The sequence below is a fragment of the Salegentibacter salarius genome (assembly GCF_900168265.1).
In the GTDB taxonomy this organism is placed as follows: Bacteria; Bacteroidota; Bacteroidia; order Flavobacteriales; family Flavobacteriaceae; genus Salegentibacter; species Salegentibacter salarius.
On record NZ_FVZF01000006.1, the window covers coordinates 1 to 17935 of the forward strand.

Sequence of the window (17935 nt, forward strand, 5' to 3'; positions counted from 1 at the left end):
TCTTGTTTTCCCAGCCAGCGACGGCGTTTTATATGTAGGAATACCTTTTTACCACGCACAGGAAAATCCTGAATTGTTATTTCTTTATGGAATCCGTGGGCTATGACCAGCTGAGAGGAGAACTCTTTAGGAATCTCCGGCTTCTCTTCAAAATACAGGTGTAATATATCTCCTTCTGTTTGATGACCGGTAAGATCAAAATGGGTGATTAATAATTCTGGTAATAATATCTTGAGTAGGTCTATATATGGATCCAATGCTTCCGCTTTTAGAAAACAAAAATCAAACTATAATTTCAATTCACACACAACTTTTGAGAATGATCCGTTTATATACTATTTTCTGAAGCGCTGAATAAATATTATATCGGTTCTACACAGGATATTAAGGATCAAACCTAATTGGTGTGTTTAAGCAAAAATCGTAGTCAAACTATCTTAGAAGAAACCTCACAGGTTTTCAAAACCTGTGAGGTTTTGTTAAGCAAGAGTTTTTTCTTCAGCTTCAATATAATTGGCGAGATATTGTGCATCTTTTTTAATTCCGCCTAAAGTTGCTGAGCCTCTTGTATGCAACCAGGGGAGACCAATAAAATAAAGTCCTTCAATATTGCTAATACCTCGATTATGCTTAGGGTAGCCGTCTTTGGTAAGTTCCAAACCTTCAATCCAGCTAAAATTCGGTCGGTATCCGGTGGCCCAGACGATATTCTTTAACTCTTCAATTTTTCGATTTTCAGTAACGATAATTTCACCTTTTGCATTTTTAGTTTTTCCTACAGGTATTACATTCTCTCTTTTCAGGATCCCCTTTACATCTGTTCCAATAATAGGTTGTTTAGACTGACTCAACTTTTTTCCCAACCAGGTTTTTCGGCTAAAATTTAGGAAACCTATTTTGGTGAACCACCACCATAATGTTTTTCCTAAAATTTCCTGCGGAAGCACACGTACATCGGTAGCTCCAGAAAAATAAGTTGTTCTGTTAGTTTGAGAGATTTCATCTAAGATTTGAAAACCCGAATCTCCGGCTCCCACCACCATAGCAGGCCCTTCCTGCAATTGATTGGGATTTTTATAATAGTTGCTATGAATCTGGAAAACATCTGTTGATATTTTCTTTGAAAAAGATGGTGTGTAAGGAATATGAAACGGCCCTGTAGCGATAACTACATTTTTCGACTTAATCTCGCCTTCCTGATGTTTCAGAATAAAGTAATCCTCTTCTTTGCTAACCTGTTCCACCAATGTATTTAGACGAACTTCTATATTGAATTCAGTTACATAGTTTTTAAAGTATTCAGCTACATCTTCTTTAGTAGGATAATAACCTTTTTTCGCCGGAAAATCCATTCCCGGTAAATTATTGAATTCTGAAGGAGTAAAGAGCTTTAGGGAATCCCAGCGATTTAACCAGGAAGCGCCTACTTCTTTCTCCTTATCTACCACAACATAACTTTTGCCAAGTTCATTAAGATAATAAGCCATAGAAAGTCCGGCTTGAGCTCCGCCAACAATTACAAAATCTAACATTTATTCGGGTTTTTTGTAAAGGTAAGTTTTAATTTCTATCCGTTAAATCTGTTGAAAAGCTTCAGATTTGCTAATTTTAAATCAAATTTAGCTTATGGAAAGAAAAATCAGGCCTTATGTTCTGGCTGAAACAAACTGGAAGCACATAAAAGATGAAGATTTTAGCGTAGCGGTTTTGCCCTGGGGTGCAACCGAAGCACACAACTACCATTTGCCGTATGCTACAGATAATATTCTTGCTGAAGAAACTGCAATAAAAGCAGCTGAAAAAGCCTGGGAAAAGAAAGCTAAGGCAGTGGTCTTACCTACAATACCTTTTGGAGTTAATACCGGCCAAATGGACGTGAAGCTATGTATGAATCTTAATCCCAGCACTCAGTATGCTATTTTAAAAGATATAGCGCAGGTATTGCAGAAGCAAGAGATCAATAAGCTGGTGATTTTAAATGCTCACGGCGGAAATAATTTTAAGCAAATGATTAGGGAACTAAGTCTCGAATATCCTAAGCTTTTTGCCTGTTCTGTAAATTGGTGGCAAACTACAGATGCAACTCCTTATTTTGATGAACCCGGCGATCACGCTGGAGAACTGGAAACCGCTGCGGTTATGCATTTGCGCCCCGAATTGGTTTTACCACTTGAAGAAGCCGGAGATGGCAGCGCCAAAACTTTTAAAATAAAGGCTTTAAAAGAAGGTTGGGCAAGTGCACAGCGAGAATGGACCAGCGTAACAAAAGATACAGGGGTAGGGAATCCAAAAGCTGCAACTGCTGAGAAAGGAAAGATCTTTATTGAAAAAACCACCGATATGATCGCCGATTTCTTTGTAGAATTACATTCGACAGACCTTAAAGATATGTATCATTAACTATAGGAAAACCAATGCTTAAGGCCTTAGCGTATATATTTGGATTTTTACTTTTAGGTGAGTTAATTACCTATTTTTTTGAAATTCCAATTGCTGGGAATATCCTCGGAATGTTTTTAATTTTCCTGGCATTACGGCTTAAACTTATAAAGCTTCAGGATGTAAAACCGGCTTCAGATAAACTCATAAAATACCTGGTATTGTTCTTTATTCCGTATGGTGTAGGATTAATGGTTTATTTTGAAATTATCGCCGCTTACTGGATGCCAATTTCAGTAGCAGTAATTGCCAGCACCGTGATCACACTTTATATTTCAGCAATAATTATTGAAAAACTAGAAAAATAATGCAGGAGTTTTTTCAATTGCCGGTTTTTGGAGTTTTCATAAGCATTATTGCTTTTGCGGGCGGTCGCGAACTTCGCAAAAAGTTTAATTATGTTCTGCTGAACCCGGTATTGTTAGCTATTTTATTTATTATTTCATTTTTATTGATCTTCAATATTGATTTTGAAGATTATAATCGCGGCGGTAAGTTTATTAGTTTCTTCCTGGGACCGTCGGTGGTGGCACTCGGGGTTTTCTTTTATGAGAAATATGAAGAAGTAAAACAGAATTTAAAAGTGTTTTTACTTTCTGTGGCGGTTGGTGGAATAAGCGGAATTTTGACCGTGATTATTTTCCTTCTGCTTTTAAAAGTTCCCGATTTTATTATTGAATCGCTGGCTTCAAAATCGGTTACTACACCTATTGCTATTGAAATCACGAAACTTACCGGTGGAATTCCTGAAATTACGGCCGGAATTGTAATTGCAGTTGGGATTTTTGGAAATGCTTTTGGCCCTTTTATCTTGAAGAAATTAGGCATTAAAAGTAAAATTGCCATTGGCACGGCGCTAGGAACCGCGGCTCATGGAATAGGAACTGCCCGCGCTTTTGAGGAAAGCAAACTGGCAGGAGTTTACAGCGGACTTGCAATGTGCGTAAACGGTATCATCACAGCACTTCTTACTCCATATTTGCTTCAGTTATTCCTTGGGAGTTTCACCTGATTCGTTTTCGTTTTGTTCTGTTTTTCGCTTAAAATATTGAATAATTGATGGTGCAGTTAGCCCGTGGAGAACAATAGAAATTAAAATAATATAAGCGGTGATAGCATAGAGTTCATTCTTACGCTCAAAACCTTCAAATTCTACAAAAGCCCAGGAAAGATAGAAAACCGAACCAATTCCCTTGATTCCCAGGAAACTAATTGCAAGCTTATTTTTAAAACTATCTTTTATCCCAATCATACTTATTATTCCGGCAACGGGTCTAATAATTAATACAAAAGCGAAAGCGAAAACAATTCCCTTCCAGTCGGTAAGGCTAAGCATTCCATTCATAATAGAAGCTCCAAAGAGAATAATCCAAACAACCAAAAGCAAACGCTCTACTTCGTGAATAAAATCGTGCATTTTCGTTTTATAATCTCCACTAACTTTCTCGTAGTGTCGCAGGCTTAATCCTGTAAAGAAGACCGCCAGGAAGCCGTAGCCGTGTATAAGCTCTGTGGCTCCATAACTAAATAGCGTAATGGAAAGAGCAAGAAAACCGTCAAAAGTTTTAATGCCGGTGTATTTATGAACTCTATCCAGTAAAAATCCTATAGATTGCCCAATTGCAAAACCGGCTATAGTGCCAATTATAATTTTTAAAAAGAATTTATCCAGCATCCAGTCAGTAAAATCGAATGCGGCCCAACTCCCGGCCTGGGCTACCAAAACCGCCATATAAGTAAAAGGGAAAGCAAGCCCATCATTTAAACCCGCTTCTGCCGTAAGCGCAAATCTTATTTTTCCTTTGTATTCTTTTTCTCGTTCTGGATCGTCAAGTTGAGTTTCAGCAGCCAGAACAGGATCGGTGGGAGCAAGAACGGCGGCAAGTAACAAAGAGGATGGAACACTTAAATATAGAAAATTTTGCCCCAGGAAATATGCCGAAATTATACAAAGCGGCATAGTTAGAAAAACCAGTAAAAAAGGTCTTTTCCAGGCTTTAAAGCTGTAATTATTACCAATTTTTAAACCGGCGCCCATCAGGGAAATAATTACGATCATTTCAGAAAAATACATAAGACCTTTATCGGCCCATAGAGGATCTGGCCAGACAATTGGTAAGCCCAGTGCGAATATTAAAAAACCAATAAGTAGTAAAATTATAGGTCCGCTGATTTTAATTCGCTTTGAAATTGATGGCAGCCAGGCCATAATAAGTGTTGTGAAACCAATTCCCGCTAAGATCCAGTAATGTTCTTTCATATATTTAAAATTAACTTTTTTAATTTATCTTGCTTAAAACACCTGGTTTTTTTACAAAAGTCTAACAGTTTAAATAAGGTAGATTATTAGTTATTCAGCTGATATTTATCATATTAAAATCTTTTTATACAGGTTAACTTTGAGAGAATAACCAAGGCCTGTAAAAGATGGATACTTCCTTATTTCTCGCTAAATTCTGGGGTTGGTATCTCCTTATTTTCTTTTTTGTACTGAGTTTTAATCCCAGGAGAATACAACAGATCTTTGAAGATTTGAAAGATCAAAAGTTCCTGATATTGGCTGCTTTTGCCGCTATAATCATGGGCTTGCTTAATATTCTTTTTCATAATATCTGGGAGCTAAGCTGGAAATTTATAATCACTATCCTGGGATGGGCGTCACTTTTTATAGGTCTCGGCCTCTTTGTTTTCCCTGAATCTACTACGCGCAAACTTGTTGTTCTAAACCTCAAATTTGTACAAACAATTTATGTATTGCTTTTCCTTCTTGGAATTTTCCTGCTAAATATGGGTTATGAACTCGTGTTACAATAAAAATTAAGCTTATGAAATTCATTAAAAAATTTAGAGAGATATCTATAAAAGATGTCACAAAGGTTGGCGGGAAAAATGCTTCTCTGGGCGAAATGTATAACGAATTATCTTCTGAAGGTGTTTTGGTGCCAGATGGTTTCGCTACCGCTTCTGAAGGTTTTTGGGCTTTTTTAAAGTCGAATAATATTGAAGAAGACTTAAAAAGTTTATTGAAAAAACTTGACAGGGAGGATTACGAGAACCTTAGCAATATTGGTTCTGAAGCCAGAAAACTAATTTTAGGAGGAGAATTTTCCAAAGAATTTTCCGAAGAAATTGTTGCGGCATATAGCGATTTGGGAAAAGGAGAAAATATTCAGGTTGCGGTGAGAAGTAGTGCCACGGCCGAAGATTTACCGGGTGCGAGTTTTGCCGGCCAGCATGATACCTTTCTAAATATTAAAGGAAACGAAGCTTTGCTTGAGGCGGTTAAAAAATGTTTTGCTTCTCTTTATACCAATAGGGCCATTAAATACCGGGAAGATCAGGGCTTTTTGCATCACGAAATAGCACTTTCGGTGGGGGTGCAGAAGATGGTGCGGTCTGATATTAGTTGCTCGGGGATTGGTTTTAGTCTTGAACCCGAATCTGGTTTCAGGAATATTATTCATTTATCGGGTGTTTGGGGATTAGGTGAAAATATAGTGCAGGGATTGGTGAACCCAGATGAGTTTGATGTATTTAAACCAACTATTGATAAAGCCGAAAATCCTATTATTCAGAAGAAACTGGGACATAAAGAACTTTCTATGGTTTATGCCGAGTCCAGCGGTCACTCTTCAACCGTAAACATTGAAACGCCGTTGGAGAAACAGGATAGCTTTGTTTTAAATGACGATGAGGTAATTAAACTCTCCCGTTGGATTTTACTAATAGAAAATCATTACAATTGCCCAATGGACGTAGAGTGGGCAAAAGATGGCCTAACCAACGAACTTTTTATTACCCAGGCCCGCCCTGAAACAGTACATAAAGACGAAGATAAACGTTTTTATATCGAATATCACTTAAAGCAAAAAGGCGAAATTTTAACCAGCGGAAGCGCCATTGGTTCCAGCATCGCTACTGGGAAAGCACGATTTTTAATGTCACCTGAAGAAGGACATAAATTAAATCCCGGAGAAATTCTTATTACCAATAACACCAGCCCAGATTGGGATCCTCTTTTAAAGCTGGCAGCTGCAGTTGTAACCGATAGAGGCGGTAGAACCAGCCATGCGGCAATTGTAGCCCGCGAACTTGGTGTACCTGCAATAGTGGGAACAAACGATGCGACCACAAAAATTAAAGATGGCGAAATGATTACTGTTTCCTGTGAAGGAAAAACCGGCTTTGTTTATAAAGGTGCCCTGGAATTTGATACTAAGGAAATTGATTTTGGAAAAATTTCTCTTCCAAAAACCGAAGCTAAATTTATTCTATCAGATCCAGACAGGGCTTTTCAACTCTCTTTTTATCCTAATACGGGAATTGGATTATTACGAATGGAATTTATAATTACCCATAAAATAAAAATCCACCCAATGGCTTTGGTGAAATATGAGGAGGTTAAAGAAAAAGCCGCAAAAAAGGCCATAGAAGAACTTACCTGGCAATATAAAGATAAACGTGATTTTTTTGTTGAAGAATTATCGCGGGGAATAGCCGTAATGGCTTCCGCATTTCACCCAAAAGAGGTAATTGTTAGGCTTAGCGATTTTAAAAGTAACGAATATGCAAACCTAATTGGAGGCCGCCAATTTGAACCTTTAGAAGAAAATCCTATGCTTGGTTTTAGGGGCGCTGCGCGTTATCCTCATCCTAATTACAAAGAGGCTTTTGAACTTGAATGTAAAGCAATAAAAAGAGTTAGGGAAGAGATGGGTCTCGATAATTTAAAAGTGATGATCCCTTTTTGCAGAACGATAAAAGAAGCAAAAACCGTGATCGATCTTATGAAAGAATTCGGATTGGAACGCGGAAAGAATTCTCTGGAAATCTATATGATGGTTGAAATCCCCTCTAATGTAATTCTCCTCGAAGAATTTGCAGAATATTTTGACGGATTTTCCATAGGATCTAACGATCTCACACAACTTACTTTGGGTGTTGATCGCGATTCAGAACTAATGGTAAGTATTTTTGATGAAAATAATGCTGCTGCAAAAGAAATGGTTGCCACAGCGATACAAAAAGCCAGGAAAATCGGGAAAAAAATAGGACTCTGCGGGCAGGCACCAAGTGATTTCCCCGAGTTCGCTTCATTTCTGGTAAAAGAACAAATAAATAGTATTTCGTTTAATCCTGATGCACTTTTAAAAGGAATAGAGAATATTAATAAGGCCGAGGCCGTGCAGTAAACAACTTGGAGTAAGTTCACGAAGCATTGATATTGGAAAATATAATCTGATTTCGAGGCAAGCTCCGGAACATTTAATCTAGATTATCGCGTAAAATACTAAGAAATGTCTAAAGATCTGCACACGCTCTCTGTTGAAAAAATCCTGTCGGAATTTAATGTAGATCCCAATAAAGGATTAACTGGTTCTGAGGTTAAATCAAGATTAGAAAAGCACGGCTATAATCGTTTAAAAAAGAGAAAATCTAAGAATATAGGGCTCATATTTTTAGAGCAATTTCTTGATCCCATAATTTATATTTTGGCTGCTGCCATGGCATTGGCTTATTTCTTTGGCGAATGGTTAGAAGGTACTGCTGTTTTAATAGTTATTCTTATTACCGCCTTAATAGGCTTTTTTATGGAGTGGCAAGCGCTTCGCTCGGTAGAAGCTCTGCAGAAAATGGTAGAAACCCAGGCCAATGTTTTGCGCAGTGGTAAGGAAGAACAAATCAAAGCAGCAGGATTGGTTCCCGGTGATATTGTAATTCTGGAGAGTGGCGATGTTATTCCCGCCGATTGCCGAATGCTGGAAACTGAAAGTTTCGCGGTAAAAGAAGCCATTCTTACGGGTGAGAGCAATCAAATTGAAAAAAGTATAGAAGAACTTTCTGGCCAGGTTGCCCTTGCCGATCGTAAAAATATGCTTTATAAAGGTACTATTGCGGTTAGGGGAAATGCGAAAGCAATTGTTGGGGCAACAGGCCTCAAAACCGAAATAGGGCGCATTAGTGAACTAACCAGTGGTGCAAAAAAAGAAAGTACACCTTTAGAGAAAAAACTTAAAAAATTAAGCAGGTGGCTTATTTGGCTTACCTTAATTCTTGCCCTGCTTATTATTGTTACCGGCTATTTTCAAGGGAAAGATCTAATGTTGATGATAGAAACCGGGATCGCTTTGGCAGTGGCTGCGATTCCAGAGGGTTTGCCTATTGTGGCAACTATCGCATTGGCTAGAGGAATGCTTCGACTTTCCAAAAAGAACGTGGTTATTAAAAAACTGGAAGCGGTTCAAACTTTAGGTGAAACCGGAATAATTTGCACAGATAAGACCGGTACACTTACCGAAAACAAAATGAGCGTTCATCATTTAATGCTTGGTTCTACAGCATTTCCTGCTACCGAAGCTGAAAATTTCAAAAAAGATCCAGCTTTTGAAAGGTTGATAGATATTGGTTGCCTCTGCAATAATTCAAAAATGAAAAATGGCGAAATGGCAGGAGACGCCATAGAGATCGCTCTGGTAGAATTCGCTGCTGAAATGGGTTTTGATTGTAAAGAAATTCAGCAAAAATATCCCAGGATAAAGGAAGTTCCTTTTGATGCTGAAATTAAAAAAATGGCCACGCTTAATCGCGTTGAAGATAATTTCCTGGTATGTGTTAAAGGCGCCCTGGAAGCTTTGCTGGAATCTTGCGATTTAGTTTTAACTAAAGAAGGGCCAAAAGAATTTCAGGATAAAGAAAAATGGGAAAAACAGGCGGAATTAATCGCTGCCGAAGGTATGCGGGTTTTGGCTTTCGCCTATAAAGAAAGTAAAGAAGAGCCAGACAAGGAAAGCTTAATGGAGAATCTAACTTTTGTTGGTATTCTTGGGTTTTTAGATCCACCGCGAAAGGATATTAAACAAGCTATTGAAACCTATAAGAACGCCGGAATTAGAGTGGTAATGATTACCGGAGATCACCCAGATACCGCAAGAAAAATAGGAGAGGAAGTAGCGCTTATTCCTGAAGATGCCCCTGCCGAGATGGTGATAAAAGGCTCTGAGCTGGAAGAAATAAAAACTTTAACAGAAGACCGGCAAAAAACTTTATTGGAAGCTGTAATTTTTGCCAGGATGGTTCCGGGGCAAAAACTGGATTTGGTAGAATTCTATCAAAAAAATAAAGCCATTGTAGGTATGCTTGGCGATGGGGTAAATGACGCACCCGCTCTTAAAAAGGCCGATATTGGGATAGCGATGGGAATTAGAGGAACAGAAGCTGCCAAAGAAGTCGCCGATGTTATTTTAATGGACGATAAGTTTACTTCTACAGAACTTGCCATAAGGCAGGGCCGCACCATTTTTGAAAATATCAGGCAATTTGTAATCTTTTTACTTTCCTGTAATCTCGCAGAGATAATTTCGGTAGCGCTGGCGTCTTTGAGTAATTTACCTATGCCTTTGCTGCCGCTACAAATTCTTTTTCTAAATCTTATTTCCGATGTTTTTCCTGCTTTGGCACTTGGCGTGGGGAAAGGAGATCCAAATATTATGAAAGATCCTCCCCGGGATCCGCAAGAGCCTATTTTAACCAAAAAACTCTGGAGAGCCACAGTTCTTTATGGTTTAAGTATTACCGCTGCTGTGATTGGCGTGGTGGCTTATACCCATTTTGAGATGGGCTTAAGTGGAATCCTGGTAAATAATATTGCTTTTTATACGCTAATTTTAGCTCAATTACTCAATGTTTTTAATCTCCCAAGGAGAAAAATATCTTTTTTAAAGAACGAGGTGACCACCAATCCCTGGGTTTGGGCAGCCTCAGCTTTTTCCATTTTAGTGATGGTAATAGTTTACCATATTCCTTTGATGGCTGAAGCATTATCCCTGGTGCCTCTTTCTTTAAACCACCTATTAGTGGTAATTGTTTTTGGTACCGCTTCACTGGTGATTTCACAAATACTGAAACATTTAAAATTAACGAATTGATCTTATTAGGGACTGACGAAAATCATACTTTTTTAGTTCGGTTTATATTAATTTCAATAGAACTTAAAATTTTAAAAAGATGGAAAGCATAAGGAAAAGGCCAAAGGGCGATTTTATTGCTGAGGCCAATATGGAGCAGCTCTATGCGCTTACCAAACACTGGAATTCAGATCTACATTTCTTTAAAGACGACCTCAATTTTCTGCATAAACTCTTAGATAGCTACTTTATTTGGATAGATAAAGACGAGAATTACAAAGTGGCTTCAAAAATGAAAAATGAATTATTAAAACTCAGGGAGCGTTGCGAAGACCTTTTAGATAAAACCGATAAGCATAGAGAGCAAATAGGAAAAATGATTCTGGAAAAAATTAGTGATTCCAGGGTTTTTAGATTAGAGCACGAACATTTGGAAGATGAGATTGCAAGTTTTGTAAAAGCTTTCAGGTTGAACCGTTTAGAACTCTTTAAAGTAACTGAATATATTAAGGATACCGATAAGCTTCCCGAGACCTACTAAGGGAGGGGAAGAAATTAAAGCAGGCAAAGTGACCGTTGTCATATTTTAGAAACTGCCTTCAACTTATCTTTGATTAAACTTAAAACTACTACTATTATGCTCATCAATATTCAATTTATAAAAACAAAAGGAAGTCAGGATTTAACTCAATTTGTATCAGAACACTTAGATAAATTATCAGAAAAATATGAGTGGCTTATTAGAGCCGAAGTTTATTTTAAAGAAGAAAATGATCCTACTGGAAAGTCAAAAATTTGTGAGATCGAGCTCAGTGCTCCCGGACCAAGAATTTTTGCTTCCTCTACAGAAGAAAGTTTTGAATTAGCCATCAAAAAGACCATCTTCGAACTGGAACAGCAACTCAAAAAACGTAAAGCTGTTTTCGCAGCATATTAGGATGCTTGCAGAGACTGTTTAAAAATCACAGGGTTTACAATCCATTGCGGTTAAGCTCAATTTACCCGACTTTGGTAAAACCTATTTTTTAAACAGTCTCTTTTTTAAAATATCAATCCCCGAAATTCCCAGGCTTTATAGCTAAATAAGATTAAGAACCCTACCGCTACCACCAATTCCATAAAGGTAGAAGCAAGCAAGCCGATAAAAGATCCATAGGCGGCTCGCAAAGCCGATTTAGAATCTGATTTATTAATTATTTCTCCAATAAAGGCTCCTGCAAAAGCTCCTATTATTATTCCTAGCGGAATTGGAACAAAAATGCCGATTACCAATCCAATAGTAGCGCCCCACATTCCGGCTTTACTGCCCCCGTATTTTTTTGTTCCCATTGCAGGAATCACAAGTTGTAAAGCATAAATTATAGCAGCTAGAATAAAAGCGATTCCCAAAACCCAGTAATTTATTGGCACTGATGGTGCTAAATAGAGTAGAAGTAATCCTACCCAACTAAGCGGTACACCCGGCAAAACCGGTAAAAAACTCCCCAGAATTCCAAGGATCATTAAAACCGCTCCAACTCCAAATAATATTAGATCCATAGACTTTTAAATGTTTTGATTATCAAATATAATTTAATTCCGAAGAAGTTTTTAACTAAATTATTAGGTTAAACTAAAATGTTAGTTTATATTAGCAGTGTTGAATTTGAATTTCACGGCATTTTGATTTTGTCACTTCGAGTGGAGTCAAGAATATGTTCTGGTCTAAATAAAACGTCATCCTGAATTTATTTCAGGATCTAGTACCAGTTAAACTTAGAATCCCGAAGTTAATTCGGGATAAAGTCTGAAATAAATTCAGCTTGAAGAATTAGACGTTTAATATTCAAAGTAAATTAATAAGAGATTTCCGCCTTCGCGGAAATGACAAAAATTAATTATGAAACAACTAACCAAAGCCGAGGAAGAGATCATGCAGATTCTCTGGAAACTGGAGAAAGCCAATGTAGCTTCAATTATCGAAGAAATGCCAGAGCCTAAACCTGCTTACAACACGGTTTCTACCATTGTAAGAATCCTGGAAGATAAAGGTTTTGTAGATCACGAAAAGAAAGGGAAGGGCTATTTATATTTTCCGCTTTTGGCTCGTGAGACTTATAGCAATCAAAGCATCAATAAATTGATGAACAATTATTTTAACGGCTCCTTTAAAAGTATGGTTTCCTTTTTTATGAAAAAGAACGATATGGACACTAAAGACCTGGAAGCGATTTTAAAGGAAATCAATAAAAAAGAAAAGTAATGTTAGATTATATACTTCAGGTAGTTGTGTTTCAACTCGGTTTTTTGCTGATGTATGAACTGCTGCTAAAAAAGGAGACGTTTTTTACGATAAACAGGCTGTATTTATTAATAACACCGCTTGTTTCCCTGTTACTGCCTTTATTGAAAATAGAAAGTTTATCGACCTTGGTTCCGGCAGAATCCATCTCGGCGCTTTCGCAGGTTTGGCTTCCGGAAGTTTATATTGGCGGTCAACCGGAGAATATTCAGCAATTACCGGCTGTAAATGTAGTGCAGGAACAGGGAATGCAAATAAACTGGTGGCTGGTTACCTATGTTGCGGGTGTGATACTTAGCCTAATTTTATTGCTGAAAAAATATCAAAATCTCAATCATTTATTTCGTTTCCGAAGAATTTCAGAAGATAAAGAGCTGCGAATTATTGAAGTTCCTAACTCGAAAATTGCCTGCACTTTTTATAAAACCGTGTTTTTAGGCGATAAATTATCTGAAGCAGAAAAGCAACAAATTTTGTCTCACGAGTTGGTTCACGTAAAACAAAAACATAGCCTGGACCTGGTGTTTTTTGAAGCTTTAAAGATCATATTTTGGTTTAATCCGCTGGTGTATATCTACCAAAGCAGGATTGCCACTTTGCACGAGTTCATCGCCGATGCAAATGTGGTAAAAACCACAACCAGGCGCAGCTATTATGAACAGTTGCTTAATACCGCGTTTAGCACGCAAAATATTTCCTTCATCAATCAATTTTTTAATCATTCATTAATCAAAAAACGAATTATTATGTTACAAAAATCAAGATCAAAAACAATTGCTAAATTCAAGTACTTATTTGTGCTGCCTTTACTTTTTATGATGCTCACTTATGTGTCATGTTCGGAAGATAAAGAAGGAATTAGCGAAAAACAGTCCCTTTCAAAACAAATAGATGAATTGGATATTAAAATTCAGGAAAATGATGGTATAACTGAAGAAGAGAGTAAAATGCTTATGGAGTTGGCTTTAAAAACTTATAATGATGTTCAAGAGAGGAAGGGTTTATCAACTCCAACTCCACCGCCATTGCCACCTTTTGAAAAATCGGCAGCTTCAAAAGACAACTCAAACGCTATTCCGTTTGCAGTAATCGAAGAGGTGCCTGTATTTGAGGGTTGTGAAGACTTAAGTTCTAATGAAGAGAGAAAAGAATGTATGAGTCGCCAGATTACCAGATTTGTAAATATGAATTTTAATACTAATCTAGGGGAAGAATTAAATCTAAAAGGAGTTAATCGTGTAATTACTCAATTTAGGATAGATGAAACCGGCGAAGTTGTAGATGTAAAAGCGAGAGCTACACATCCGGCCTTACAGGAAGAAGCCATAAGAGTAATTTCTGAACTTCCACAGATGCAACCCGGGAAACAAGATGGTAAAAACATAAGTGTGATGTATTCGCTTCCAATAGTTTTTCAAGTAGGTAGCAGTGAATAGAGTTAGTCTAATAATTATTTTAATGTTAGTAGCCTTTAAAGCCGAAGCTCAAACTTCGGCTTTGGCTGTTTCAGACAGTTTGTATGCCGTGGGCGAATATGCCGGGGCCATAAATAAACTTCAGGAGATAGATCCGCAAACAGAGAAGACCTACTTAAAACTTGCTAAAAATTATGCGGCCAACAGGCAACCTGAAATCGCACTGGAAAATTATAAAAAGGTTTTAAGTAAAAATCCCGATCGCGTTTTAACCGCGGTAGATTATGGCGAATTACTGCTAAAAACCGGAAAATTAAATAGCGCCGACAGCCTGTTTAAGATTTTAGCCGAAAAATATCCTAAAAATGCCAATTTTAAATTTCAGCAGGGTTTAATTAAGGAGAAATTAAAAGACAGTACTGCGTTAGGATACTTTATGCATACTATGATCCTGGACACTACACATCAAGGAGCGCTGTATAAACTGGCAAAAGATAAATTAAGAAATCGTCAGTACACAATGGCCGAACATTACAGCAAACAAGGGCTTCGGGCTAATTCAAATAATGCTTCTTTGCTATCTATCCTGGCGCAAACTTATTCTTCCCTAAAACTTTACGAAGAAGCCATTCCTCATTATGAAAAATTGATCCAGCTGGGAGAGGATACTGAGTTCATCTATAATAAACTCGGGTTTGCTTATTACAGACTTGGCGATTATAAAAAAGCCGTGAAGATGTATAACGAAGCTTTGAATTTTGAAGACCGAAATTCGGCCACGCATTATACACTCGGGAAATTATATGCTTTAATCGGCGATCTAGATAAGTCTGAAACCCATTTATTGATGTCAATTCTTATTAAAAAGCAACCAGTTGATGCCGAATTTTTTAGCCTGGGACTCACTTACAAAATGCAGGAAAAATATAAAAGCGCACTGGAGTATTTCAATAAAGCTTTGGAAGAAAACCCCGATCACGAAAGAGCTTTATATGAGCGTGCAGTAGCTGCAGATAACTATATGGCCGATGACGAAACCGTAATTGGCTATTATCAGATGTATTTTGACAAATATGAGAGTATAGGAAACGATGGAATGCTTTATAGGGCAAAAACCAGGATTAGTGATCTAAAACAAAAAATACACTTAGCTGAGAATTAATTTAATTTTCCGATATCGAGAATTTGGAATTATTTCTTACAGCCTTATTCAAACTCTTTCAATTTGGATATCTCGCTCGATTTCAACGTCACTACGAACGAATTGAAATAATCTCTTTATTTGAAAAAGCTTTAAATTAACACCTATGAAATTTAAAACTACTTTGCTCTTCTTCAGTCTTTTTCTCATTGCTAATACAGGGCTTTCCCAGGAAGCTTTTGAAATCAATGTTTTTGTAGACGCCAATAAAAATATCTTTTTAGAAGAGCAAAAGCTGAGCCTGAGCGAAATTTTAGAAGAAACAAAAGCTTTGGTCTATAAGCAGCCGGCGGTCAAATTTAATCGGATTGTTTACAATATCTATGCAGATAAGAACCTGAAACACGGTTTTATTATGGATGTAAATCATCAACTTTTACGAGCCGTGGAAGGTTTAAAATCAAAGACGAATAAATATCTTTTGGAGTATAAAAATCTTGATCTTGATGAGGCTGCATGGCAGTTAGAAATAAAGTCTTTGAAACTGGACGCCATAGAAGATTAGCTTTTTATTTTACCCAGGCTTTCTTTTAATTTTCCTTACTTTTGCTTAAAGTCCAAGTGCGTTTGCCAATGAAAAAAGCTTTACTCGATACTCGAGATTTAAATGCTCTGAAACCTGCTTCAAGTTTTAAGTCTTATTTCTTCAATAATTGTTTATTAGTCTTCTTTCGGCGTGGATTATTTGTAATTGTACTTTTAGTAATTTCCTCATGTAATTTTGAGACCAAAAAAATTTCTTCAGAGGAAGTGCTGGAACTGGAATCCAAAACGCTTAATTGGAAAGAAGTAGACGAATATCCGGCTTTTGAAGACTGCCAGAACGAAACCGAACTACTTGCGGCCCGGGAATGTTTTGAGCGGGAAGTAGCCGAAAATATTTATGCTTACCTGTCTAAACAACAACCGGTAGTTACAGAATCTATAGACGATACGCTTTATCTTTACCTGGAAATAAACAGTGCGGGCCGTCCCGAGATAGATTCGGTTAAAATAGATTCTACCTTAAACAATCAACTGCCAGAATTGCGAATGTGGTTAGACCAAAGCATAGATTCTCTTCCAAAAATTTATCCGGCCAGTAAGCGCGGTGTACCTGTTTCTACCGTTTTTAAAATGCCTATTGTTATTAAAGCGGAATAGATTATTCCCCAATAACCACATTCCATTTTTTTACAGACCAGCTTTTAATAAGCCCGTTTTTTACGTAGGGATCGTTTTGAGCAAAAGCTTCCACGATTTTATCACTGTCTGCTTTAAAAACCAATACTGCTTCGTTTGCCGCATCTATTGCTCCACCAAGTATAAGATAACCTTCATTAAAATATTCGGTGGCGTGATTTAAATGTTCTTTTCGGTATTTTACCCTTTCCTCCAGGTAATTGCCAGAGGTTATATAATCTAAAATATAATAATTCATCTTTAGTTTTTAAATTGTCTTCCTTTCCAGGAAAAGTCCGAAAATAGGGATTTCACTGCGACATAAGTGCTAAAGAAAGGATAAAAGATACTGCTCCAAAAATAACTTCTTAATACTGTTTCTCGTTGAAAAAAATTAGCTGAGCTGTAGATTAGTATAAAATCAAGATTAAATTTTACCAGGAAAATGATCAAAATAGGTTGGTAGGCTAGGATTTGTAAGAAGACTAAAAAAACAGCAATCACAAGACATAAGTTCATTAAAAGCACGCTTACTCCGGTGAATTTTGCAAATAAGCTTTTGTAAGCCGGCGCTTTAGAAGCCCAACGAATTCGCTGTGAAACCAGATCACCAAAACTTTGTTGAGGTTTAGTACATACAATGACTTCCTTACTTTTTAAAAACCCGATTTTATAATTTTCCTGTAGAAATTTTTGAAGCAAAAAGACATCATCACCGCTTGCAATGTTATCATTTCCGGTGAACCCAGAAACAGTTAAAAAGGCTTCCTTCTCATAGCATAAATTGGCGCCATTGCACATAAAAGCTTTCCCGATTCCAAAAGCTCCGGCAGTTGATGCCTGAAGACTTAAAACATCTAGCTCCTCAAAATTCCTTAAAATGTTTTTGCGCTTATTATTGGTGTTTTCTGTTGAAGTAGAGATTAAGGCAACCGGTCCCGCAATAAGCTTATTTCCGGTTTTAAGAATAAAATCATTATAGCTTTTTAACCAGTTTTCGGGAACCTGGCAGTCTGCATCGGTAGTAATTAGATATTCAAATTTAGCAGAATCAATCGCAGTATTAATCGCATCTTTTTTTGGCGAATTTGAACTTCGTTGGTTTTCTAAAACTTTTAAATTGAAACCTAGAGGAGTTTTCTGAAATTCCTCGATGATTTCCATCGAATTATCTTCAGATTCATCATTCACCAGGATAATTTCAAATTTTGAATGTGGGTAATTTATTTCAGCTAAGGAATTCAATAAATCCGGTAAATTTTCAACTTCATTTCTAAAAGGGATAATAATAGAAAACCGAATTTCTGCAGGTGAATTTTCCAAAGAGAATTCTGGGATCTTTTTCCAGCCGTAAAGCAGCATTAGCATTAAAACCGAATAAAAAATACAGATTATAATAAAGATGAACATATTCGGTTTTTAAATTCTTAATTCGCCTGTAAAGTAAACAAATCACTGCAAATTCAAGAACAGGAGAAAGAGAAAATATCTAAGCTATTGTGTATTTGAAATCTCGCTTAGCGAGTAAGGAAAT

19 protein-coding genes are annotated in these 17935 nt (G+C 37.0%); 13 read left to right on the forward strand and 6 right to left on the reverse strand.

The genetic code is table 11. The features are described from left to right. Positions 1-257: ISAon1 family transposase N-terminal region protein (locus tag B5440_RS04935; protein ID WP_079711078.1), on the reverse strand; the 257-nt coding region annotated here is incomplete at its 3' end. 222 nt (positions 258-479) lie between these two features. Beyond that, positions 480-1532, reverse strand: coding sequence for a flavin-containing monooxygenase (locus B5440_RS04940; protein WP_070055112.1), 1053 nt, complete (start codon positions 1530-1532; stop codon positions 480-482). Between the two features lie 94 nt (positions 1533-1626). Here B5440_RS04940 and B5440_RS04945 point away from each other — a divergent pair, with 94 nt between their 5' ends. The 3 genes from B5440_RS04945 to B5440_RS04955 are packed head-to-tail and all read left to right on the forward strand — an operon-like array spanning position 1627 to position 3451. Beyond that, complete coding sequence (locus tag B5440_RS04945; protein WP_070055111.1) at positions 1627-2400, forward strand: creatininase family protein; 774 nt, start codon at positions 1627-1629, stop codon at positions 2398-2400. Positions 2401-2414: 14 nt separating this feature from the next. Further along, positions 2415-2747: a CidA/LrgA family protein gene (locus tag B5440_RS04950; RefSeq protein ID WP_070055110.1), complete on the forward strand. Its 333-nt coding sequence runs from the start codon at positions 2415-2417 to the stop codon at positions 2745-2747. Continuing rightward, the gene (locus B5440_RS04955; protein WP_070055109.1) at positions 2747-3451 is read left to right on the forward strand and encodes an LrgB family protein; all 705 of its coding nucleotides are present in this window, start codon (positions 2747-2749) and stop codon (positions 3449-3451) included. The genes B5440_RS04950 and B5440_RS04955 overlap by 1 nt, the downstream gene beginning before the upstream one ends. On the opposite strand, the gene B5440_RS04960 is transcribed toward B5440_RS04955, so the two are convergent. Further along, the gene (locus B5440_RS04960) at positions 3428-4699 is read right to left on the reverse strand and encodes a cation:proton antiporter (RefSeq protein WP_070055108.1); all 1272 of its coding nucleotides are present in this window, start codon (positions 4697-4699) and stop codon (positions 3428-3430) included. The two genes, B5440_RS04955 and B5440_RS04960, sit on opposite strands and share 24 nt — an antisense overlap. Before the next feature lie 167 nt (positions 4700-4866). Between B5440_RS04960 and B5440_RS04965 the strand changes: the two genes are divergently transcribed. From B5440_RS04965 to B5440_RS04985, 5 genes are all read left to right on the forward strand, one after another. Beyond that, positions 4867-5253, forward strand: a complete 387-nt coding sequence (locus B5440_RS04965) for a hypothetical protein (protein WP_070055107.1) — start codon at positions 4867-4869, stop codon at positions 5251-5253. Positions 5254-5264: 11 nt separating this feature from the next. After that, positions 5265-7631, forward strand: a complete 2367-nt coding sequence (gene ppsA, locus B5440_RS04970; RefSeq protein WP_070055106.1) for a phosphoenolpyruvate synthase — start codon at positions 5265-5267, stop codon at positions 7629-7631. A gap of 105 nt (positions 7632-7736) precedes the next feature. Then, positions 7737-10364: a cation-translocating P-type ATPase gene (locus B5440_RS04975; protein WP_070055105.1), complete on the forward strand. Its 2628-nt coding sequence runs from the start codon at positions 7737-7739 to the stop codon at positions 10362-10364. A 79-nt stretch (positions 10365-10443) separates the two neighbouring features. Then, a complete protein-coding gene (locus B5440_RS04980) occupies positions 10444-10884 on the forward strand; it encodes a hypothetical protein (RefSeq protein ID WP_070055104.1) in 441 nt (146 codons plus the stop codon). A gap of 96 nt (positions 10885-10980) precedes the next feature. Next, positions 10981-11280, forward strand: coding sequence for an HPF/RaiA family ribosome-associated protein (locus tag B5440_RS04985; protein ID WP_070055117.1), 300 nt, complete (start codon positions 10981-10983; stop codon positions 11278-11280). Positions 11281-11384: 104 nt separating this feature from the next. Here the strand turns inward: B5440_RS04985 and B5440_RS04990 are convergent, their stop codons facing one another. After that, complete coding sequence (locus B5440_RS04990; protein WP_070055103.1) at positions 11385-11882, reverse strand: DUF456 domain-containing protein; 498 nt, start codon at positions 11880-11882, stop codon at positions 11385-11387. 340 nt (positions 11883-12222) lie between these two features. Between B5440_RS04990 and B5440_RS04995 the strand changes: the two genes are divergently transcribed. The 5 genes from B5440_RS04995 (at position 12223) to B5440_RS05015 (ending at position 16383) form a co-directional block, all read left to right on the forward strand. Beyond that, entirely contained in the window at positions 12223-12585 is a 363-nt protein-coding gene (locus B5440_RS04995) for a BlaI/MecI/CopY family transcriptional regulator (RefSeq protein WP_057482135.1), read from the forward strand. Continuing rightward, positions 12585-14060 (forward strand): M56 family metallopeptidase, encoded by a 1476-nt coding sequence (locus B5440_RS05000; protein ID WP_070055102.1) that lies wholly within the window; start codon positions 12585-12587, stop codon positions 14058-14060. Before B5440_RS04995 ends, B5440_RS05000 begins: the two co-directional genes overlap by 1 nt. A gap of 22 nt (positions 14061-14082) precedes the next feature. After that, a complete protein-coding gene (locus B5440_RS05005) occupies positions 14083-15201 on the forward strand; it encodes a tetratricopeptide repeat protein (RefSeq protein WP_070055101.1) in 1119 nt (372 codons plus the stop codon). Positions 15202-15346: 145 nt separating this feature from the next. Next, entirely contained in the window at positions 15347-15745 is a 399-nt protein-coding gene (locus B5440_RS05010) for an ExbD/TolR family protein (protein ID WP_070055100.1), read from the forward strand. A gap of 68 nt (positions 15746-15813) precedes the next feature. Then, entirely contained in the window at positions 15814-16383 is a 570-nt protein-coding gene (locus B5440_RS05015) for a hypothetical protein (protein ID WP_232756040.1), read from the forward strand. A gap of 1 nt (position 16384) precedes the next feature. Here B5440_RS05015 and B5440_RS05020 read toward each other — a convergent pair whose 3' ends face one another. Continuing rightward, entirely contained in the window at positions 16385-16660 is a 276-nt protein-coding gene (locus B5440_RS05020; protein ID WP_070055099.1) for a YciI-like protein, read from the reverse strand. A gap of 2 nt (positions 16661-16662) precedes the next feature. Next, positions 16663-17811: a glycosyltransferase family 2 protein gene (locus tag B5440_RS05025; RefSeq protein ID WP_070055098.1), complete on the reverse strand. Its 1149-nt coding sequence runs from the start codon at positions 17809-17811 to the stop codon at positions 16663-16665. Positions 17812-17935 lie beyond the last annotated feature (124 nt).